General features: G+C 43.8%; 12 protein-coding genes, 3 tRNA genes, 3 rRNA genes, 1 pseudogene and 1 other annotated feature. Of the genes and pseudogenes, 17 read left to right on the top strand and 2 right to left on the bottom strand.

Going from position 1 to position 22,106, the window contains the following annotated elements; genetic code table 11:
- Window positions 1-133: 133 nt before the first annotated feature.
- The 10 genes from yaaA to rrf all read left to right on the top strand — a co-directional run bounded on the left by yaaA (window position 134) and on the right by rrf (window position 11,825).
- A complete protein-coding gene (yaaA, locus tag JJ692_RS02175; RefSeq protein WP_008360916.1) occupies window positions 134-349 on the top strand; it encodes a S4 domain-containing protein YaaA in 216 nt (71 codons plus the stop codon).
- Between the two features lie 16 nt (window positions 350-365).
- Window positions 366-1,478, top strand: a complete 1,113-nt coding sequence (gene recF / locus JJ692_RS02170) for a DNA replication/repair protein RecF (protein ID WP_044333186.1) — start codon at window positions 366-368, stop codon at window positions 1,476-1,478.
- A 17-nt stretch (window positions 1,479-1,495) separates the two neighbouring features.
- Window positions 1,496-1,741, top strand: coding sequence for an extracellular matrix regulator RemB (remB, locus tag JJ692_RS02165; RefSeq protein WP_024424076.1), 246 nt, complete (start codon window positions 1,496-1,498; stop codon window positions 1,739-1,741).
- Window positions 1,742-1,798: 57 nt separating this feature from the next.
- Window positions 1,799-3,715 carry a DNA topoisomerase (ATP-hydrolyzing) subunit B gene (gyrB, locus tag JJ692_RS02160; protein WP_024424077.1) on the top strand — a complete coding sequence of 639 codons (1,917 nt, stop codon included), beginning with the start codon at window positions 1,799-1,801 and terminating at the stop codon, window positions 3,713-3,715.
- Between the two features lie 232 nt (window positions 3,716-3,947).
- Window positions 3,948-6,452 (top strand): DNA gyrase subunit A, encoded by a 2,505-nt coding sequence (gyrA, locus tag JJ692_RS02155; protein ID WP_024424078.1) that lies wholly within the window; start codon window positions 3,948-3,950, stop codon window positions 6,450-6,452.
- Between the two features lie 359 nt (window positions 6,453-6,811).
- Window positions 6,812-8,359, top strand: a 16S ribosomal RNA gene (locus JJ692_RS02150).
- 95 nt (window positions 8,360-8,454) lie between these two features.
- Window positions 8,455-8,531, top strand: a tRNA-Ile gene (locus tag JJ692_RS02145).
- 14 nt (window positions 8,532-8,545) lie between these two features.
- Window positions 8,546-8,621 (top strand) — tRNA-Ala (locus tag JJ692_RS02140).
- A 98-nt stretch (window positions 8,622-8,719) separates the two neighbouring features.
- Window positions 8,720-11,648: ribosomal RNA gene (locus JJ692_RS02135) — 23S ribosomal RNA — on the top strand.
- Between the two features lie 61 nt (window positions 11,649-11,709).
- A 5S ribosomal RNA gene (gene rrf / locus JJ692_RS02130) occupies window positions 11,710-11,825 on the top strand.
- Together the 16S, 23S and 5S rRNA genes with 2 tRNA genes alongside form the textbook arrangement of a ribosomal RNA operon.
- A gap of 11 nt (window positions 11,826-11,836) precedes the next feature.
- Here rrf and JJ692_RS02125 read toward each other — a convergent pair.
- A complete protein-coding gene (locus JJ692_RS02125) occupies window positions 11,837-12,805 on the bottom strand; it encodes a YaaC family protein (RefSeq protein ID WP_103132793.1) in 969 nt (322 codons plus the stop codon).
- 121 nt (window positions 12,806-12,926) lie between these two features.
- Between JJ692_RS02125 and guaB the strand changes: the two genes are divergently transcribed.
- Window positions 12,927-14,393, top strand: a complete 1,467-nt coding sequence (guaB, locus tag JJ692_RS02120) for an IMP dehydrogenase (RefSeq protein WP_024426749.1) — start codon at window positions 12,927-12,929, stop codon at window positions 14,391-14,393.
- Between the two features lie 160 nt (window positions 14,394-14,553).
- Window positions 14,554-15,879 carry a D-alanyl-D-alanine carboxypeptidase family protein gene (locus JJ692_RS02115; RefSeq protein WP_025092698.1) on the top strand — a complete coding sequence of 442 codons (1,326 nt, stop codon included), beginning with the start codon at window positions 14,554-14,556 and terminating at the stop codon, window positions 15,877-15,879.
- Between the two features lie 43 nt (window positions 15,880-15,922).
- On the opposite strand, the gene pdxR is transcribed toward JJ692_RS02115, so the two are convergent.
- Entirely contained in the window at window positions 15,923-17,401 is a 1,479-nt protein-coding gene (pdxR, locus tag JJ692_RS02110; RefSeq protein WP_103132794.1) for a MocR-like pyridoxine biosynthesis transcription factor PdxR, read from the bottom strand.
- A gap of 246 nt (window positions 17,402-17,647) precedes the next feature.
- Between pdxR and pdxS the strand changes: the two genes are divergently transcribed.
- The 5 genes and pseudogenes from pdxS (at window position 17,648) to JJ692_RS02085 (ending at window position 22,088) form a co-directional block, all read left to right on the top strand.
- Window positions 17,648-18,532, top strand: coding sequence for a pyridoxal 5'-phosphate synthase lyase subunit PdxS (gene pdxS / locus JJ692_RS02105; RefSeq protein ID WP_039175840.1), 885 nt, complete (start codon window positions 17,648-17,650; stop codon window positions 18,530-18,532).
- Window positions 18,533-18,552: 20 nt separating this feature from the next.
- The gene (gene pdxT / locus JJ692_RS02100; RefSeq protein ID WP_024426747.1) at window positions 18,553-19,143 is read left to right on the top strand and encodes a pyridoxal 5'-phosphate synthase glutaminase subunit PdxT; all 591 of its coding nucleotides are present in this window, start codon (window positions 18,553-18,555) and stop codon (window positions 19,141-19,143) included.
- 53 nt (window positions 19,144-19,196) lie between these two features.
- Window positions 19,197-19,413: a binding site (T-box leader), on the top strand.
- A 49-nt stretch (window positions 19,414-19,462) separates the two neighbouring features.
- A complete protein-coding gene (gene serS / locus JJ692_RS02095) occupies window positions 19,463-20,737 on the top strand; it encodes a serine--tRNA ligase (RefSeq protein WP_024426746.1) in 1,275 nt (424 codons plus the stop codon).
- A gap of 596 nt (window positions 20,738-21,333) precedes the next feature.
- Window positions 21,334-21,669: pseudogene (locus JJ692_RS19230) on the top strand (methyl-accepting chemotaxis protein); the annotation flags it as partial.
- A gap of 326 nt (window positions 21,670-21,995) precedes the next feature.
- Window positions 21,996-22,088: transfer RNA gene (locus JJ692_RS02085), tRNA-Ser, on the top strand.
- The last annotated feature ends 18 nt before the right edge of the window (window positions 22,089-22,106 follow it).

The raw sequence follows: 22,106 nt of genomic DNA, 5'->3' as shown, positions 1-22,106 counted from the left end.
GCTGTGTGAGTGCACAGCAGCTTTTCTTCTCGTTTTCCATGCTTTCTTTCATCCCAGTTCGCTTTCCCCCTTTCCTTCTTGTCTTGTTTTTTAGTACAATTAGATATTAGTGATATTGAAAGAGGTCGATACAATGCCTAATCTTATAACCATTGAAACAGAAATGATTACATTAGGGCAGTTTTTGAAATTAGCCGAAGTCATCCAATCTGGCGGAATGGCGAAATGGTTTTTAAGTGAACATGAGGTGTTCATTAATCAAGAGCCAGATAATAGACGGGGACGCAAACTATACCCAGGAGATGTTGTCGAGATTGAAGGTTACGGCACATTTCAAGTTGTGAATTAGAAACGGGTGACAATACATGTACATTCAAAGTCTGGCGTTAACTTCATACCGAAACTATGAACACACTGAGCTTCAATTCGACAATAAGGTGAATGTCATGATCGGTGAGAATGCCCAAGGTAAAACGAACTTGATGGAAGCGATCTATGTATTGTCGATGGCAAAGTCTCATCGTACGTCAAATGATAAAGAACTTATCCGATGGGACCAAGACTATGCTAAAATAGAAGGTAGAGTCATTAAAAAAAATGGTCCACTCCCAATGCAGCTCGTGATCTCAAAAAAAGGGAAAAAGGGCAAGGTCAATCACATTGAACAACAGAAGCTCAGTCATTATGTTGGTGCGTTAAACACCATCATGTTTGCGCCAGAGGACTTAAGTCTTGTGAAGGGCAGCCCGCAAATCCGCAGAAGATTCCTCGACATGGAGATTGGACAAGTTTCTGCTGTCTACTTGCATGATTTATCGCTCTATCAAAAAATCCTTTCTCAGCGGAATCATTACTTGAAACAATTGCAGACAAGAAAGCAAACGGATCAAGCGATGCTGGAGATTTTAACAGAGCAGTTGATTGATGCGGCAGCGAAAGTGGTCAAAAGACGACTGACTTTTACGAAACAGCTCGAAAAATGGGCGCAGCCGCTGCATTTTGGGATTTCTAGAGAGCTAGAAACACTTACGCTCCAATACCAGACGGCAATAGAGGTATCAGAAGCGTCAGACTTGTCGAAAATAAAGAATAGCTATGAAGAATCGTTTCAGAAACTAAGAGACAGAGAAATAGACCGAGGGGTGACCCTGTGGGGACCTCACAGAGATGACCTGCTTTTCTTTGTGAATGGTCGGGATGTTCAGACATATGGCTCTCAAGGGCAGCAAAGGACAACAGCTCTTTCACTAAAGCTGGCAGAAATTGATCTGATACATGAAGAAATCGGAGAATATCCCATTCTTCTACTTGATGATGTGTTATCTGAACTTGATGATTACAGACAGTCTCATTTGCTCCATACCATTCAGGGACGTGTACAGACCTTCGTCACCACAACAAGTGTTGAAGGCATCGATCACGCCACCCTGAAAGAAGCGGAAATTTTCAGAGTAGCCAGTGGAAAAGTAATTGACTGATAAATGAGGTGTGAGTCTTGTATATTCATTTAGGTGATGATTGTGTTGTTTCTACACGAGAGATTGTCGCAATTGTTGATTACAAAATGAGGTCGTCTTCTGTTGTAGAAGAATTTCTACAAAAACAAGAGGAACATATCATTTCGTTATCACAAGGGACACCCAAATCCATTGTCGTCACAACTGAATCTGTTTATTACTCTCCTCTTTCCTCAAGCACGCTCAAAAAACGTGCTTCGTTTGTGGTTGAAATTGAAGTCTAAAAACTCAATTCATATAAATATATCGTTTAAGAAAAGTGTAGGTGAATGTACGTGGCAATGGAACAGCAACATAATAGTTATGATGAAAATCAGATACAGGTGCTTGAAGGATTAGAAGCTGTTAGAAAACGTCCAGGAATGTACATTGGGTCAACCAATGCAAAAGGGCTTCACCATCTTGTATGGGAAATTGTCGACAACAGTATTGATGAGGCATTAGCTGGTTATTGTACAGACATTACAGTGCAAATTGAAAAAGATAACAGCATTACAGTAAAAGATAATGGCCGCGGGATTCCTGTTGGAATTCATGAGAAAATGGGGCGTCCTGCCGTAGAGGTCATTATGACTGTTCTTCACGCTGGCGGTAAATTTGACGGCAGCGGTTATAAAGTATCAGGCGGTCTGCATGGTGTAGGGGCATCTGTTGTAAATGCATTATCTACTACCTTAGACGTGACTGTATACCGTGACGGGAAAATCCATTATCAGCAGTTCAAACGCGGCGTTCCAGTGGGAGATTTAGAGGTTATTGGTGAAACAGATGTAACCGGGACAACCACTCACTTTGTGCCAGATCCAGAAATTTTCACGGAAACCATTGAATTTGATTACGATACACTTGCTAACCGTGTTCGTGAGTTAGCCTTCTTAACAAAAGGTGTAAACATCATCATAGAAGACTTGCGTGAAGGCAAAGAGCGGAGAAATGAATACTGCTACGAAGGCGGTATTAAGAGCTATGTAGAACATTTAAACCGCTCAAAAGAAGTCGTTCATGAAGAGCCTGTGTACATCGAAGGTGAGAAAGACGGAATCACGGTTGAAGTAGCATTACAATATAACGATTCCTATACAAGCAATATCTATTCCTTCGCCAACAACATCAACACGTATGAAGGCGGAACACACGAAGCTGGTTTTAAAACCGGTCTAACGCGTGTCATCAATGACTATGCTCGTAAAAATGGCGTATTCAAGGATGGGGATGCGAATTTAAGTGGTGAAGATGTGCGAGAAGGCTTAACAGCCATTATCTCCATCAAACATCCAGACCCTCAATTCGAAGGACAAACGAAGACAAAGCTTGGGAACTCAGAAGCGAGAACCATCACAGACTCCCTTTTCTCTGAAGCACTTGAGAAATTCTTGCTTGAAAATCCTGATTCTGCGAAAAAAATTGTGGAAAAAGGACTGATGGCAGCTCGTGCAAGAATGGCTGCCAAAAAGGCTCGTGAGCTGACAAGACGTAAAAGTGCACTGGAAGTCTCCAGCTTACCTGGGAAACTGGCGGACTGTTCTTCTAAAGATCCTTCCATTTCTGAACTCTATATTGTAGAGGGAGATTCTGCGGGCGGATCTGCTAAACAAGGCCGTGATCGTCACTTCCAAGCGATCTTACCGTTAAGAGGGAAGATCCTAAACGTAGAAAAAGCTCGTTTAGATAAAATTTTATCGAACAACGAGGTTCGTTCAATGATTACAGCGTTAGGAACTGGAATCGGAGAAGACTTTACTTTAGAGAAAGCACGCTATCACAAAATTGTGATCATGACAGATGCCGATGTGGATGGAGCACACATTCGAACGCTGCTCTTAACATTCTTCTATCGCTACATGCGTGAAATCATTGAAAACGGTTATGTGTATATTGCGCAGCCGCCTTTATATAAAGTGCAGCAAGGAAAACGTGTGGAGTACGTGTATAACGATAAACAGCTGGATGAGCTGTTAAAATCACTTCCTCAAACACCAAAGCCTGGACTTCAGCGTTATAAAGGTCTTGGAGAAATGAATGCTGCTCAGCTTTGGGAAACAACAATGGACCCTGATGCGAGAACACTTCTTCAAGTCACACTTGAGGATGCGATCGATGCTGATGAGACATTTGAAATGCTGATGGGAGATAAAGTAGAACCGAGACGAAACTTTATCGAAGAAAATGCGCAATACGTGAAAAACCTTGATATTTAGATAGATCCCTCCTGAGAACAACCTTATTTCTTGTTTGGAATAAGGTTGTTTTTCAAGAAATAGGGGCGTGTAACGAATGTCCTGGTTTTCCGTGTTTTCGTTGATTTTCTAGTAAATAAATGTGTATAAAGCCGAGATTATTGATATAATGGAGAATAGTCTTGTGAAGATAAATACATATTTTACTCCCACATAATTTATTTCATGTGATACGTAAAGGGAGGTTCTTATAGTGAGTGAACAACATACACCAAATGTACGCGAAGTAAATATTAGTCAAGAAATGCGTACGTCCTTTTTAGATTATGCAATGAGTGTTATTGTTTCGCGTGCATTACCAGATGTGCGAGATGGCTTGAAGCCCGTGCATCGAAGAATTTTGTATGCGATGAATGACCTAGGTATGACAAGTGATAAACCATTTAAGAAATCTGCACGTATCGTTGGGGAAGTTATCGGTAAGTACCACCCTCACGGTGACAGCGCTGTATACGAAGCGATGGTTCGGATGGCGCAAGACTTCAACTATCGAAATATGCTGGTTGAAGGCCACGGGAACTTTGGTTCTGTCGATGGAGACGGTGCAGCGGCAATGCGTTATACTGAGGCGCGTCTATCTAAAATTTCAATGGAAATCCTGCGTGATATCACTAAAGATACGATTGATTATCAAGATAACTACGATGGCAGTGAAAGAGAACCAATCGTCATGCCTGCTCGTTTCCCGAACTTATTAGTCAACGGGGCAACAGGTATCGCTGTAGGGATGGCAACCAACATTCCGCCTCACCAGCTAGGTGAAGTGATTGATGGGGTACTGGCGATAAGTCAAAACCCAGAAATGACAACACAGGAACTAATGGAGATCATTCCAGGACCAGACTTCCCAACTGCGGGACAAATCATTGGCCGAAGCGGAATCCGCAAAGCATATGAAACAGGCCGGGGTTCTATTACATTACGTGCAAAGTCTATTATTGAAGAAACATCCAGCGGTAAGCAGCGGATTGTCATTAATGAAATTCCATATCAGGTCAATAAAGCACGTTTGATCGAAAAAATCGCTGATCTTGTGCGCGATAAAAAGATCGATGGCATTACAGATCTCCGTGACGAGTCTGATCGTAATGGAATGCGGATCGTGATTGAACTGCGAAGAGACGCGAACGCCCACGTTCTATTAAACAATCTTTATAAACAAACGACACTTCAAACGTCATTTGGGATCAACTTATTGGCACTAGTTGATGGACAGCCGAAAGTCTTGTCCCTCAAACAATGTCTTGAATATTATTTAGAGCATCAAAAAGTGATTATTCGCAGAAGAACAGCATATGAACTTCGTAAAGCTGAAGCAAGAGCTCATATTCTAGAAGGTTTAAGAATCGCTCTTGACCACTTAGATGAAGTCATTGCATTAATTAGAAGCTCTCAAACTGCTGAAATCGCGAGAAATGGCTTAATGGAGAACTATAGCTTGTCCGAAAAACAAGCACAGGCCATTCTTGATATGCGTCTTCAGCGCTTAACTGGTTTGGAAAGAGAAAAGATAGAAGAAGAATACAAAGGACTTGTTGATTTGATTGCTGAGTTGAAAGCCATTTTAGCAGACAATGAAAAAGTTCTTGAAATCATTAGAGAAGAATTAACAGAAATCAAAGAACGTTTCAATGATACGCGCCGTACTGAAATTGTGACAGCAGGTATTGAAACAATTGAAGACGAAGATTTGATTCCTGTTGAAAACATCGTGATTACGCTGACTCATAATGGTTATATCAAGCGTCTGCCTGCATCAACATACCGCAGTCAAAAAAGAGGCGGTAAAGGTGTTCAAGGGATGGGAACCAATGAGGATGATTTCGTAGAACAGCTGATTTCAACATCTACCCATGATACGATCCTCTTCTTCTCTAATAAAGGGAAGGTTTATCGTGCGAAGGGATATGAGATTCCTGAATTCGGACGGACAGCGAAAGGGATTCCGATTATTAACCTGCTTGAAGTAGAAAAGGGAGAGTGGATTAATGCCATTATTCCGGTAAGCGAATTTGATGAAGATTCGTATCTCTTCTTTACAACAAGACACGGTGTATCAAAACGAACCTCATTGTCTCAGTTTGCCAACATTCGAAACAATGGACTTATCGCATTAAGTCTTCGTGACGAAGATGAACTGATGGCTGTCCGTTTAACCAATGGAGAAAAACAAATCATCATTGGAACGAAAAAAGGTATGCTGATTCGTTTCGACGAGACAGATGTTCGTGAAATGGGGCGTACGGCAGCTGGCGTGAAAGGAATTACGCTTTCTGAAGATGACATCGTCGTTGGGATGGAAATCCTTGAGCCAGATGCAAACGTATTGATCGTCACCGAAAAAGGGTATGGTAAGTTAACACCTGAAAAAGAATATCGTGTTCAAAGTCGGGGCGGTAAAGGTCTTAAAACATGTAAAATCACTGATAACAATGGTCCGCTTGTCGCAGTGAAGGCGACGAATGCTGAAGCTGAAGAGGACTTGATGATTATTACAGGAAGCGGCGTGATCATTCGTATGGCCGTTTCAGATATTTCAACAACAGGTCGAGTCACTCAAGGTGTCCGCCTGATTCGTCTAGGTGATGATGAACATGTCGCTACAGTGGCATTAGTTGAACAATCACAAGAAGATGATGAAGAGAATAGTGAAGAAAACGTAGAAACTATAGAGTCAGATCAAGAGCAATCTGAGTAAAAATAAAAGCCGGTTCTTTACCGGCTTTATTTTTCTAAAACATGAGTTTTTTTGAAATTTATAATGCTTTTTTCATAGATATGTGTTAATCTTTCAAAGGAGCAAAAAGAGGCTCTATTTTTTATCTCTTTTACAGTGGAAACTTCTTAAAAAAATAAAATGTTTTTCAAGAAAAATGTTGACTGTTGATAGAGATATATGATATATTTAAGTGGTCGCTTTGAGAGAGTGACACACAAGTTCTTTGAAAACTAAACAAGACAAAACGTACCTGTTAATTCGAGTTTTTATAAAAAATCCTATGATACTTCATAGGTAGTCAGTCAAACTGGCGAAAAGCAAAACTTCGGTTTTGTACTTTTTCGGAGAGTTTGATCCTGGCTCAGGACGAACGCTGGCGGCGTGCCTAATACATGCAAGTCGAGCGGACAGAAGGGAGCTTGCTCCCGGATGTTAGCGGCGGACGGGTGAGTAACACGTGGGTAACCTGCCTGTAAGACTGGGATAACTCCGGGAAACCGGAGCTAATACCGGATAGTTCCTTGAACCGCATGGTTCAAGGATGAAAGACGGTTTCGGCTGTCACTTACAGATGGACCCGCGGCGCATTAGCTAGTTGGTGGGGTAATGGCTCACCAAGGCGACGATGCGTAGCCGACCTGAGAGGGTGATCGGCCACACTGGGACTGAGACACGGCCCAGACTCCTACGGGAGGCAGCAGTAGGGAATCTTCCGCAATGGACGAAAGTCTGACGGAGCAACGCCGCGTGAGTGATGAAGGTTTTCGGATCGTAAAGCTCTGTTGTTAGGGAAGAACAAGTGCGAGAGTAACTGCTCGCACCTTGACGGTACCTAACCAGAAAGCCACGGCTAACTACGTGCCAGCAGCCGCGGTAATACGTAGGTGGCAAGCGTTGTCCGGAATTATTGGGCGTAAAGGGCTCGCAGGCGGTTTCTTAAGTCTGATGTGAAAGCCCCCGGCTCAACCGGGGAGGGTCATTGGAAACTGGGAAACTTGAGTGCAGAAGAGGAGAGTGGAATTCCACGTGTAGCGGTGAAATGCGTAGAGATGTGGAGGAACACCAGTGGCGAAGGCGACTCTCTGGTCTGTAACTGACGCTGAGGAGCGAAAGCGTGGGGAGCGAACAGGATTAGATACCCTGGTAGTCCACGCCGTAAACGATGAGTGCTAAGTGTTAGGGGTTTCCGCCCCTTAGTGCTGCAGCTAACGCATTAAGCACTCCGCCTGGGGAGTACGGTCGCAAGACTGAAACTCAAAGGAATTGACGGGGGCCCGCACAAGCGGTGGAGCATGTGGTTTAATTCGAAGCAACGCGAAGAACCTTACCAGGTCTTGACATCCTCTGACAACCCTAGAGATAGGGCTTTCCCTTCGGGGACAGAGTGACAGGTGGTGCATGGTTGTCGTCAGCTCGTGTCGTGAGATGTTGGGTTAAGTCCCGCAACGAGCGCAACCCTTGATCTTAGTTGCCAGCATTTAGTTGGGCACTCTAAGGTGACTGCCGGTGACAAACCGGAGGAAGGTGGGGATGACGTCAAATCATCATGCCCCTTATGACCTGGGCTACACACGTGCTACAATGGACAGAACAAAGGGCTGCAAGACCGCAAGGTTTAGCCAATCCCATAAATCTGTTCTCAGTTCGGATCGCAGTCTGCAACTCGACTGCGTGAAGCTGGAATCGCTAGTAATCGCGGATCAGCATGCCGCGGTGAATACGTTCCCGGGCCTTGTACACACCGCCCGTCACACCACGAGAGTTTGCAACACCCGAAGTCGGTGAGGTAACCTTTATGGAGCCAGCCGCCGAAGGTGGGGCAGATGATTGGGGTGAAGTCGTAACAAGGTAGCCGTATCGGAAGGTGCGGCTGGATCACCTCCTTTCTAAGGATATATGGAGCAGCGTACGTTTTCGTCTTGTTTAGTTTTGAAGGAACTTGCAAAAGATCCTACAACATCATATCTTCGATATGAAAGATGGGCCTGTAGCTCAGCTGGTTAGAGCGCACGCCTGATAAGCGTGAGGTCGGTGGTTCGAGTCCACTCAGGCCCACCATCTTCTATTAAATTGGGGCCTTAGCTCAGCTGGGAGAGCGCCTGCCTTGCACGCAGGAGGTCAGCGGTTCGATCCCGCTAGGCTCCACCAACGTGTTCTTTGAAAACTAGATAACAATAAGTAATACATTCACATTGAATGCAATGCAAAGTTCATCACACATAGTGATTCTTTCTAAAGTAAGAAATGGTTAAGTTAGAAAGGGCGCACGGTGGATGCCTTGGCACTAGGAGCCGATGAAGGACGGGACGAACACCGATATGCTTCGGGGAGCTGTAAGCAAGCTTTGATCCGGAGATTTCCGAATGGGGAAACCCACTGCTCGTAATGGAGTAGTATCCATACTTGAATACATAGAGTATGAGAAGGCATACCCGGGGAACTGAAACATCTAAGTACCCGGAGGAAGAGAAAGCAAATGCGATTCCCTGAGTAGCGGCGAGCGAAACGGGAACAGCCCAAACCAAGAGGCTTGCCTCTTGGGGTTGTAGGACACTCTATACGGAGTTACAAAGGAATGATATAAGCGAAGAGGTCTGGAAAGGCCCGCCAAAGAAGGTAACAGCCCTGTAACTGAAATGTCATTCTCTCCAGAGTGGATCCTGAGTACGGCGGAACACGTGAAATTCCGTCGGAATCCGGGAGGACCATCTCCCAAGGCTAAATACTCCCTAGTGACCGATAGTGAACCAGTACCGTGAGGGAAAGGTGAAAAGCACCCCGGAAGGGGAGTGAAATAGATCCTGAAACCGTGTGCCTACAAGTAGTCAGAGCCCGTTAACGGGTGATGGCGTGCCTTTTGTAGAATGAACCGGCGAGTTACGATCCCGTGCAAGGTTAAGCAGAAGATGCGGAGCCGCAGCGAAAGCGAGTCTGAATAGGGCGCATGAGTACGTGGTCGTAGACCCGAAACCAGGTGATCTACCCATGTCCAGGGTGAAGTTCAGGTAACACTGAATGGAGGCCCGAACCCACGCACGTTGAAAAGTGCGGGGATGAGGTGTGGGTAGGGGTGAAATGCCAATCGAACCTGGAGATAGCTGGTTCTCTCCGAAATAGCTTTAGGGCTAGCCTCAAGGTAAGAGTCTCGGAGGTAGAGCACTGATTGGACTAGGGGCCCCTACCGGGTTACCGAATTCAGTCAAACTCCGAATGCCGATGACTTATCCTTGGGAGTCAGACTGCGAGTGATAAGATCCGTAGTCGAAAGGGAAACAGCCCAGACCGCCAGCTAAGGTCCCAAAGTATACGTTAAGTGGAAAAGGATGTGGAGTTGCTTAGACAACCAGGATGTTGGCTTAGAAGCAGCCACCATTTAAAGAGTGCGTAATAGCTCACTGGTCGAGTGACTCTGCGCCGAAAATGTACCGGGGCTAAACGTATCACCGAAGCTGCGGACTGTTCTTACGAACAGTGGTAGGAGAGCGTTCTAAGGGCTGTGAAGCCAGACCGGAAGGACTGGTGGAGCGCTTAGAAGTGAGAATGCCGGTATGAGTAGCGAAAGACGGGTGAGAATCCCGTCCACCGAATGCCTAAGGTTTCCTGAGGAAGGCTCGTCCGCTCAGGGTTAGTCGGGACCTAAGCCGAGGCCGAAAGGCGTAGGCGATGGACAACAGGTTGATATTCCTGTACCACCTCCTCACCATTTGAGCAATGGGGGACGCAGGAGGATAGGGTAAGCGCGGTATTGGATATCCGCGTCCAAGCAGTTAGGCTGGGAAATAGGCAAATCCGTTTCCCGTAAAGGCTGAGCTGTGATGGCGAGCGAAATTTAGTAGCGAAGTTCCTGATTCCACACTGCCAAGAAAAGCCTCTAGCGAGGTGAGAGGTGCCCGTACCGCAAACCGACACAGGTAGGCGAGGAGAGAATCCTAAGGTGATCGAGAGAACTCTCGTTAAGGAACTCGGCAAAATGACCCCGTAACTTCGGGAGAAGGGGTGCTTCTTAGGGTGTTAAAGCCCCGAGAAGCCGCAGTGAATAGGCCCAGGCGACTGTTTAGCAAAAACACAGGTCTCTGCGAAGCCGTAAGGCGAAGTATAGGGGCTGACGCCTGCCCGGTGCTGGAAGGTTAAGAGGAGCGCTTAGCGTAAGCGAAGGTGCGAATTGAAGCCCCAGTAAACGGCGGCCGTAACTATAACGGTCCTAAGGTAGCGAAATTCCTTGTCGGGTAAGTTCCGACCCGCACGAAAGGCGCAACGATCTGGGCACTGTCTCAACGAGAGACTCGGTGAAATTATAGTACCTGTGAAGATGCAGGTTACCCGCGACAGGACGGAAAGACCCCGTGGAGCTTTACTGCAGCCTGATATTGAATGTTGGTACAGCTTGTACAGGATAGGTAGGAGCCTTGGAAACCGGAGCGCTAGCTTCGGTGGAGGCATCGGTGGGATACTACCCTGGCTGTATTGACCTTCTAACCCGCTGCCCTTATCGGGCAGGGAGACAGTGTCAGGTGGGCAGTTTGACTGGGGCGGTCGCCTCCTAAAATGTAACGGAGGCGCCCAAAGGTTCCCTCAGAATGGTTGGAAATCATTCGCAGAGTGTAAAGGCACAAGGGAGCTTGACTGCGAGACCTACAAGTCGAGCAGGGACGAAAGTCGGGCTTAGTGATCCGGTGGTTCCGCATGGAAGGGCCATCGCTCAACGGATAAAAGCTACCCCGGGGATAACAGGCTTATCTCCCCCAGAGTCCACATCGACGGGGAGGTTTGGCACCTCGATGTCGGCTCATCGCATCCTGGGGCTGTAGTCGGTCCCAAGGGTTGGGCTGTTCGCCCATTAAAGCGGTACGCGAGCTGGGTTCAGAACGTCGTGAGACAGTTCGGTCCCTATCCGTCGCGGGCGCAGGAAATTTGAGAGGAGCTGTCCTTAGTACGAGAGGACCGGGATGGACGCACCGCTGGTGTACCAGTTGTTCTGCCAAGGGCATCGCTGGGTAGCTATGTGCGGACGGGATAAGTGCTGAAAGCATCTAAGCATGAAGCCCCCCTCAAGATGAGATTTCCCATTCCGCAAGGAAGTAAGATCCCTGAAAGATGATCAGGTTGATAGGTCTGAGGTGGAAGCGTGGTGACACGTGGAGCTGACAGATACTAATAGATCGAGGACTTAACCTATATTCTATTGTGAAGCATGAACATTGTTATCTAGTTTTGAGAGAACATTCTCTCCATCAGGTTTGGTGGCGATAGCGAAGAGGTCACACCCGTTCCCATACCGAACACGGAAGTTAAGCTCTTCAGCGCCGATGGTAGTTGGGGGTTTCCCCCTGTGAGAGTAGGACGCCGCCAAGCTTCTATAAGGATCAGTTCCAGTCGGAACTGGTCTTTTTTGTTTTTTCTTCTAACAGCATCATGATGTAAGCTGGGAACTTCTCTTCTGCAATCTCCATGTAGCGTTCAATCATGACGTAATCATCGCTAATGTATTGAGACAGCAGCTCGTACCACCATTCTGTTTCGTAGCGGGCAATCATACTAAGGTTATACATCAATAAGTAATGGCTGATGATCTCAGGAATCCCTAGAAAAGCATCTCGTGTTGACGGGATAAACCATTGATCCATTTCTAAATCATAATGAAGATGAGTAGCAAGTGCTGGGTTTTCTTCAAGAAATACATCAAACGTCAGTTTTTTAGCCTCTCTCTGTTTGAGTTTCCAGCTTGTATGAAACTCAAAGTATTCAATAAAGCGTTCAGCAGACATGTTATAAAGTAATGGAATATGATCTTGAATTATCAATCCATTAGCCTTTTCTACTTTAACTAAAGTCGAGGGCTGCTTCTGAAACTCCAGAATATGACTCATTTCAGGTATTTTAGACAGGAGATGGATCATCGTAAAACGCTCATCTTCAAGACCATTTAATTGAAATAGATGCTTTAACACATGCATACACAGCCCATTTCTTTGGATTTTCACCTCATCTTCACTAAAACGGTAATGCTGTTTCTTCCTCTTTCTCGATGTTACGCCATGAGCTAAAACAGAGGTTTGAGAAGGATAATGGGGGTCCACTGTCAACAAACATGCTTTTAGCAGCTGTGCCATTCCATAAAACAATAAAATGGGTTTAAGTTCTAGAGGCGCGATCGCAGCCTGTTCATAAAACGTGTGGCCATGTTTTAGAAAGTAAATAAATCGTTCACAGTTTTTATAGGCTTGCTGGTTTGCATCTTGAATGTTCCGTTTCTCATATTGTTGAAATAGAAACTTTTGGGAGGTTTCGAGCGAGTAAAAACGTTTTAAATCCTTCCATCCTGAACTTTTCATCTTCTTCCTCAACTCTCTTTATATTTTCTAAAAATTGCAACTGTTTGTTGCTTCCTTGACATGCTGTTTGCTAGTTGATAATCTACATATAATATTTTGCCGAAAAGAGGGGGATTTACTAATGTGGGAAAGTAAATTTTCAAAAGAAGGTTTGACGTTTGACGATGTTTTGCTTGTTCCAGCAAAGTCTGAAGTACTTCCGCGTGATGTCGATTTATCAGTGGAGCTAACAAGCACATTAAAGCTAAACATTCCAATTATCAGTGCGGGAATGGACACAGTGACGGAATCACAAATGGCGATTGCAATGGCACGTCAAGGTGGTCTTGGTATTATTCATAAGAACATGTCCATTGAACAGCAAGCAGAACAGGTGGATAAAGTAAAACGTTCAGAGCGCGGCGTTATTACAAATCCATTCTTCTTAACACCAGAGCATCAAGTATTTGATGCAGAGCATTTGATGGGTAAATACCGTATTTCAGGTGTGCCGATTGTCAACAACGAACAAGACCAAAAGCTTGTTGGTATTATTACGAACCGTGACCTTCGTTTTATTTCGGATTATTCAATGAAGATTAGCGACGTGATGACAAAAGAGGAACTTGTGACAGCTTCTGTTGGTACAACATTAGAAGAAGCTGAAAAAATCCTACAGCAGTACAAGATTGAAAAATTACCTCTTTTAGATGACGAAGGAACGTTAAAAGGTCTTATCACAATCAAAGATATTGAAAAAGTGATTGAATTCCCTAACTCCTCTAAAGATGCACATGGCCGTTTAATTGTTGGTGCCGCTGTTGGTGTCACTGGCGATACAATGACACGTGTGAAAAAATTAGTCGAAGCCAATGTAGATGTCATTGTTATTGATACAGCACACGGTCATTCTCAAGGTGTTCTAAACACTGTATCGAAAATCCGTGAAACGTATCCTTCTCTTAACATCATTGCTGGTAATGTTGCAACAGCTGAAGCAACAAAAGCATTGTTTGAAGCAGGAGCAGATATTGTGAAAGTCGGTATCGGACCAGGATCTATTTGTACAACACGTGTTGTTGCAGGTGTCGGTGTACCACAAATCACAGCGATCTATGACTGTGCAACAGAAGCAAGAAAACATGGTAAAGCTATTATTGCAGATGGTGGAATTAAATATTCAGGTGATATCGTGAAAGCATTAGCATCTGGCGGACATGCTGTTATGCTGGGAAGCCTTCTAGCTGGTACATCTGAAAGCCCAGGAGAAACAGAAATTTTCCAAGGTAGACGATTCAAAGTTTATCGTGGTATGGGTTCTGTCGCAGCAATGGAAAAAGGAAGTAAAGATCGTTACTTCCAAGAAGATAATAAAAAATTCGTTCCTGAAGGTATTGAAGGCCGTACACCATACAAAGGACCGGTCGTTGATACAGTGTATCAACTAGTTGGCGGTATTCGTTCTGGTATGGGTTATTGTGGAACACAGGATTTACGCACTCTTAGAGAAGAAGCACAGTTCATTCGTATGACGGGTGCAGGACTTCGTGAGAGTCATCCACATGATGTACAAATTACAAAAGAATCACCAAACTACACAATTTCTTGATAAATTGTGACAATCAAATTACATTTGACAGGGTCTAAGACTCTGTCTATTTTTTTTGTCTTTATTGTGATAAAATTTATACTGTTGTGTTGAGATAAGCCCTTGTGGATTACATATATATGAAAAACGTCGAAAAAAGATGAATACGGAGGTATGACGATTGAACAGCAAGATGTTGAAACAGCTTATGGTCTCTATCCTTGCATTGGCATTGATTGTTACAGCATTTACACCAATGTCCAAAGCAAAAGCTGCTGAAGATCCATTCAGTGTGAATGCGAAAGCAGCGATCCTTATTGAAGCTTCTACAGGTAAAATTCTTTATAGTAAAAACGCAGATCAAAGACTGCCTATTGCAAGTATGGCAAAAATGATGACAGAGTATCTATTACTAGAGGCAATTGCTGAAGGAAAAGTGAAATGGGATCAAAAGTATACGCCAGATGATTATGTATACGAAATTTCTCAGGACCGCAGCTTATCCAACGTTCCTTTGAGAAAAGATGGTTCGTATACAGTAAAAGAACTTTATCAAGCAACGGCTATTTATTCGGCAAATGCAGCAGCGATTGGTTTAGCAGAAGTGATCGCTGGATCAGAATCGAAGTTTGTTGAAAAAATGAACGCAAAAGCAAAAGAACTTGGTTTAACAAACTACAAATTCGTGAATGCAACTGGTCTGGAAAATAAAGACTTACATGGCCAACAGCCAAAAGGTACAGGTCCTGATGAAGAAAGTGAAGTATCTGCAAAAGATATGGCTTTGCTTGCACAGCATCTCATCAAAGACCATCCAGAAATTCTTGAAACAGCAAGTATTGCGAAAACAAAGTTCAGAGAAGGCACGGACGATGAAATGGACATGCCTAACTGGAACTTCATGCTTAAAGGACTTGTGAAGGAATATAAAGGTGTTGACGGTCTGAAAACAGGATCTACAGATTCAGCCGGTTCTAGCTTCACAGGTACAGCAAAACAAGGTGACATGCGTGTCATCGCAGTTATCTTGAATGCAAAAGGTAATCTTCATACAGCACGTTTCGACGTGGCAAAAAAACTGTTCGACTATGCGTTTAAAAACTTCACGATGAAAGAAATGTACAAAAAAGGTCAACAAATTAAAGGTCATGAAAACATCGAAGTGGATAAAGGCAAAGATAAAGAAGTACCTGTTGTGACGAAAGAAGCATTTTCTGTGCCAGTAAAAAATGGTGACGAAAAGAGCTATAAAGCAAAAGTAAATATCGAGAAAAAGAACCTAGAAGCTCCTATTAAAAAAGGAACGAAGGTTGGCATGCTGACGACTTCTTATTCTGGTGATGAGAAGGACTACGGCTATTTAAATAAAGACCAATCAGGTGTTGAGCTTGTGACGAAAACAAGCGATGAAAAAGCAAACTGGTTCATCCTTGCAATGCGCGGTGTAGGTGGATTCTTCGCTGGCATTTGGGGCGGAATCGTTGACACAGTAAAAGGCTGGTTCTAATAAAAAAACTGCTCTCATGTATAGAGAGCAGTTTTTTTTATTGTTAAAAGAAGAGCGATTGCTTCTGATTTTGAGGAGTGGACAAGGCTTGCTGAAAAATACCACATAACTTTTCCACGCCCTCGGTCAGTGCTTTTTCATTCACATAGGAAAAGCTGAGGCGGATATAATTCTGTTTCGGCTCTCCAGGATAGCAGACAGAGCCAGGCAGAAAAGTAATTTGCTGCTTACGTGCTTCATGTAAAAGTGCTCGTGTATCGACCCAGGAAGGAAAACTGAGCCATAAATTGAGCCCGCCCTGTGGAATTTGCCACGTTACATCTTTCGGTGCGTGCTTCGTTAACACATCCATCATCAAATCGCGTCTCACCTTCAAGGCGGTTCTTAGCTTCTTCGTATGATCAATCATTTTCTTCGATGTCAGAAACGGCAATATGGCCTTTTGTGTGAGGAGAGGGCTGCCTAAGTCATTATTAGCCTTTGCAGCTAATAAACGGTTAAATATCGAGCCTGACGCGGTGATAATCCCTATTCTGCATCCTGGAGCCAGTGTTTTACTTAATCCTCGTAAATAAATGACGTGTCCATCATGATCCAAGCTTTTAATAGGTGCTGGCGGCTTCTTTTCAAAATAAAGCTCACGATATGGGTCATCTTCTACAATGAGACAATCTATGCTTTGAGCCAATAAGAGAAGCTGTTTTCTGCGTTTCATCGACATACTGGCCCCTGTCGGACTGTGGAAAGTAGGAACCGTATAGATGAGCTTCGGTTTATATTTATCACAAATGCTTTGAAGCTGCTTCATGTTCATTCCTTCATGATCGACAGGGACGGTAATGATTCTTGCTCCTCTGCCCATAAAGACATCAATGGCCCCGGGATAGGTCGGTGCTTCCATGACAACCACATCATCCGGCCCAATAAACGTACGTGCCACCAAATCAAGCCCTTGCTGAGAACCACTTGTTACAAGGATATTTTCAGGGGTAGACGGCACATCCAACTTTTCTAAAAAGGACTGAATGACTTGTCGCAGCTGAAGATCACCTTGTATTTCACCATACTTCGACATGATTTGAGGATGTCTGGCTAGCACATGCTGCATTTCTTTTTCTAAATACCGGTTTGGCAAAAGACCTGGATCGATCATAGAGGAAGAAAGGTTAATGGCTTCTTCGACATAGTGATACTGGGCGAATTGAGACCGTGGTAAATAATCTGGAATCGACAACTGCCAATCGAAAGAAGTAGATGATGGAACCGGGGTCTCTGCCTGCTCTTGCTGCTCATCCACAAAAGTTCCTTTACCTTGCACTGTCGTTAAATAACCATCGTCCTTTAATCGAGTATATGCCTTAGCTGCCGTGACAAGACTGACATTCAGCTGCTTAGCTAAATCACGGACAGTTGGCAGCTTTTCTCCTTGCTGAAGCAAACCCGATTGAATGTGATCGATGATTGAAAAGTAAATTTGATTTGAAAGAGATGTATCAGAGTGTCGATGGATATCAATATGCATGAAACCCCTCCGTAGAATGCAAAATTGTTATACATGATTTTTAATTGTTATAGTTGTATTATAGCATGTAAATCACACTTAAAAGAGAAAACGACATTTTTTTAGCTGTAAATCCTTTGTTTACAAGGGTTTATCCTTATTTCCCGGTTGGTTTAATTGTTATACTATTCTCTTTATTGTTATACTTCCTCGCTTGTATGATAAAGATGTTGAATCAATCGAATAGACAAATGGGAGGAAACTATTGTGAGCAATAAGGGAACTGAACGAGTGAAACGTGGAATGGCAGAAATGCAAAAGGGCGGCGTCATTATGGATGTTGTCAATGCGGAGCAGGCAAAAATTGCAGAAGAAGCAGGTGCGGTGGCAGTCATGGCACTAGAACGAGTACCAGCTGATATCCGTGCAGCAGGCGGTGTTGCCCGTATGGCAGACCCAAGAATCGTAGAGGAAGTACAAAATGCAGTAACGATTCCAGTCATGGCAAAAGCACGTATCGGCCACATCGTCGAGGCTCGTGTTCTTGAAGCACTTGGTGTTGATTATATCGATGAGAGTGAAGTGCTGACGCCCGCAGATGAGGAATTCCATTTAAATAAAAATGAATACACAGTACCTTTTGTCTGTGGATGCCGCGATTTAGGTGAGGCAACCCGCCGTATCGCAGAAGGCGCTTCTATGCTTCGTACAAAAGGAGAACCTGGGACAGGCAACATCGTAGAAGCTGTGCGTCATATGAGAAAGGTCAATGCTCAGATTCGTAAAGTATCGGCTATGAGTGAAGATGAACTGATGACAGAAGCCAAGAATCTTGGCGCGCCTTATGAATTATTGCTGCAAATCAAAAGAGACGGCAAGCTGCCAGTTGTGAACTTTGCAGCAGGAGGCGTTGCGACACCAGCAGATGCTGCATTAATGATGCAGCTTGGCGCAGACGGTGTATTTGTCGGATCTGGTATTTTCAAATCAGACAATCCAGCTAAATTTGCAAAAGCGATTGTTGAAGCAACGACTCATTACACTGATTACCGTCTCATTGCAGAACTTTCAAAAGAGCTTGGAACAGCTATGAAAGGAATTGAAATTTCAAATCTACTGCCAGAAGAACGTATGCAAGAGCGTGGCTGGTAATTAAGGGAGCGCAAACGAACATGCTGACAATTGGTGTACTAGGGCTTCAAGGAGCGGTGAGAGAGCATATTCAATCGATTGAAGCCTGCGGCGCAGAAGGAAAGATCATCAAACGTGTAGAAGAGCTAGAATCCGTTGACGGTTTGATTATCCCTGGTGGAGAAAGTACGACGATGAGGAGACTTATGGATACGTACCAATTCATTGAACCGATCAAAGCGTTCGCTGCTCAAGGGAAACCGATTTTCGGGACATGTGCCGGTTTGATTATGCTGGCTAAGCATATCGAAGATCGAGAAGATGCTCATCTTGGCCTGTTAAATGTATCTGTTGCACGGAACTCTTTTGGCAGACAGGTAGACAGTTTTGAAGCAGATTTAAAAGTAAAAGGACTGGATGCGCCGTTTACAGGGGTATTCATCCGTGCGCCTCATATCATCAGCGCAGATAATGACGTAGAAATCATGGCTGAATATGATGGCAGGATTGTGATGGCGAAAGAAAACAATATCTTAGGCTGCTCTTTTCATCCAGAGCTGACAGACGATCACCGGTTAACACAGCTGTTTGTAGACATGGTGAAGTCTTACAAAACGAAGCTTGCTGTATAAAACGGTTGAAAAGAGATAAAACTTATAGTACATTAAAATCACAATCAAAGATCGAAAAAGCGTTGACGGGAAATAGTAAGAAGCCCCTCTTTCTCAGAGAGCCGATGGTTGGTGAAAATCGGTGAAAGATGCATTCTGAATCCATCCTTGAGCGAAATGCTGAAACACGAGAAGTAAGCATTTACGGTGATACCGTTACAGAGGAAAGAGGAAAGCATGCTTCTGCATGTTTTCAATCAGGGTGGCAACGCGAGAGCTCTCGTCCCTTTCATGGGATGAGGGCTCTTTTTATTTTTCGATAAAAAAAGGAGTGTTACACATGCTTGATATTAAACAACTGCGCACGGACTTTGATCAAATCAAAGAAAAATTAGCACACCGAGGCGAAGATTTAGCGGATTTTGATAAGTTTGGTGAGCTAGATCAAAAAAGAAGAGAATTAATCGGGAAAACAGAAGAATTAAAGAGCCGAAGAAATGAAGTATCACAGCAAGTGGCCGTTCTAAAAAGAGAAAAGAAAGACGCCGATCACATTATTCAAGAAATGCGTGAGGTAGGAGATGAGATCAAGAAGCTGGATGATGAGCTAAGAACAGTAGAAGAAAGCTTGCAGCACATCCTGTTCTCAATTCCAAATATCCCTCATGACTCTGTACCAGTTGGTGAAACAGAAGACGACAACGTGGAAGTGAGAAAATGGGGCGAACAACCAGCCTTCTCATTTGAGCCAAAACCACATTGGGACGTAGCTGATGAGCTAAAAATCCTTGATTTTGAACGTGCAGGAAAAGTGACAGGAAGCCGTTTCGTTTTTTATAAAGGGCTTGGCGCACGCTTAGAGCGCGCATTGTATAACTTTATGCTTGATTTACATGTGGATGAGTTTGGTTTTACTGAAGTGCTTCCACCTTATATGGTCAACAGAGCGAGTATGACAGGAACTGGTCAGCTTCCAAAGTTCGAAGAGGATGCCTTTAAAATACGTGAAGAAGATTACTTCCTCATTCCAACAGCTGAAGTGCCAATTACGAACATGCATCGTGACGAAATTCTCGAAGGTGAACAGCTGCCAATCAACTATGCAGCATTCAGTGCTTGCTTTAGATCAGAAGCTGGATCTGCTGGAAGAGATACACGTGGACTCATCCGTCAGCATCAATTTAACAAGGTAGAACTTGTGAAATTTGTCAGACCAGAAGATTCTTATGAAGAATTAGAGAAACTAACAAATCAAGCAGAAAAAGTTCTTCAGCTATTGAACCTGCCATACCGTGTCATGAGCATGTGCACGGGAGATTTAGGATTCACAGCTGCGAAGAAATACGATATCGAAGTGTGGATTCCGAGCCAGAATACGTACCGTGAAATTTCTTCTTGCAGTAACTTCGAAGCATTCCAGGCAAGACGTGCAAACATTCGTTTCCGTCCAGAACCTAAAGCGAAGCCAGAACATGTCCACACATTAAATGGATCTGGATTAGCGGTAGGAAGAACTGTAGCGGCTATTTTAGAAAACTATCAACAAGAGGACGGCACAGTGATCATTCCTGAAGTACTGCGTCCTTATATGGGAAATAAAGAAGTGATGAAATAAGATGCCGTCAAGGCATCTTTTTCTTTTTACCAAAAGTCCTACAGTTTTCCTAAATTTAGCCGATAAAAAAATTAAAAGCTTCTAGGAAAGAAGGAATAACCTTGAATAGGCTTGACTATTATGTTGAAATGGCTCATTTACTTAGAAAGGTACTAGATGAAAGTATTCTTTTCGGCATCACAGATACAGAGAAGATACTTTGTTATTACCCGTCTAACACAATAGATTTTGGTATGAAAGTTGGAGACCCATTGAACCCAGAAGACCAAAATGTGGCGACGACATTAAGAGGACAAGAATATGACGGTCATTTACCAGAGCATTTATATGGTTATGAAATTGCTGTAAAAGGTTACCCGATTTTTGATGAAGATAAAAAAGTAATTGGCTCTTTTTTAGTGGCATTTTCACATCATCGTGAAAAGAAATTAAGCGGTTATATGGAGCAAATCAATAAAGTAGCGAAAGAACTCCAAGGTGGAATTGAGCAAATTGCTGCACATTCTCAAGAGCTGGCTGCCACAAGTTTAGAAATAAGCGAACAGGCAGGAAGAGCGGAAGAGAAATCTGCGAATATTGAAGAAGTCGTCAAAACCATTGGCGGGATCGCTAGACAAACAAATCTGCTCGGTTTAAACGCTGCAATTGAAGCCGCAAGAGCAGGCGAGAACGGAAAAGGGTTTGCTGTCGTTGCTGATGAAGTTCGCAAATTATCAGATGGCTCGAAGGAAGCGGCTGAAACCATTAATACATTTTTAAAAGAAATCCAAGACAGCATTGGCACTCTGTCTGAAAACATCTCACAAATCAGCAGTTCAACAAATGAACAAGCCAAACAAGTGACAGACTTTACGAAGATTATCGAGTCATTAAATGAGTTTAAAGTAGAGATGAATCAGTTTATTGAAGAAATTAGACAGGATACGAAATAGATCAAGAGCAGCCGTCAATGGCTGCTTCAGCGTGTAGACAAACCCTCGCATTCGTTGTCAGGTCTGCGCTTCGGTGCTCACGAATGTCAAATTCGCTCCGCTCCGGTGCTCGCCCTTCCTAGGGCTGCAAAGGTTTTCTATCACGCTGAAAAGAAGACAAAGGGCTAAAATCAAAATCATTTTAGCCCTTTGTCAACAATCTGGAGCAGCCATCAATGGCTGCTTTTTTATAGGCAAATATCATGCCGAAATCATATATTGAAATTTTTTTCGAAAAGATGTTGACTTCAAATAAAATGATATGGTATATTAATTCTTGTCGATACGGAGGAATACCCAAGTCCGGCTGAAGGGATCGGTCTTGAAAACCGACAGGGGTGTCAAAGCCCGCGGGGGTTCGAATCCCTCTTCCTCCGCCATATTGATTTTTTACCTTA

Origin of the sequence: Bacillus sp. 3a, assembly GCF_017161885.1 — a bacterium.
Lineage (GTDB): Bacteria > Bacillota > Bacilli > Bacillales > Bacillaceae > Bacillus > Bacillus safensis.
This window is presented reverse-complemented; position numbering and strand designations above follow the sequence as displayed.

Excerpts from the sequence above, each read along its gene's own strand:
- guaB (WP_024426749.1), top strand. The coding sequence starts at position 12,927 with ATGTGGGAAAGTAAATTTTCAAAAGAAGGTTTGACGTTTGACGATGTT.
- JJ692_RS02125 (WP_103132793.1), bottom strand. The coding sequence starts at position 12,805 with ATGAAAAGTTCAGGATGGAAGGATTTAAAACGTTTTTACTCGCTCGAA.
- serS (WP_024426746.1), top strand. The coding sequence starts at position 19,463 with ATGCTTGATATTAAACAACTGCGCACGGACTTTGATCAAATCAAAGAA.
- pdxT (WP_024426747.1), top strand. The coding sequence starts at position 18,553 with ATGCTGACAATTGGTGTACTAGGGCTTCAAGGAGCGGTGAGAGAGCAT.
- gyrB (WP_024424077.1), top strand. The coding sequence starts at position 1,799 with ATGGAACAGCAACATAATAGTTATGATGAAAATCAGATACAGGTGCTT.
- pdxR (WP_103132794.1), bottom strand. The coding sequence starts at position 17,401 with ATGCATATTGATATCCATCGACACTCTGATACATCTCTTTCAAATCAA.
- yaaA (WP_008360916.1), top strand. The coding sequence starts at position 134 with ATGCCTAATCTTATAACCATTGAAACAGAAATGATTACATTAGGGCAG.
- recF (WP_044333186.1), top strand. The coding sequence starts at position 366 with ATGTACATTCAAAGTCTGGCGTTAACTTCATACCGAAACTATGAACAC.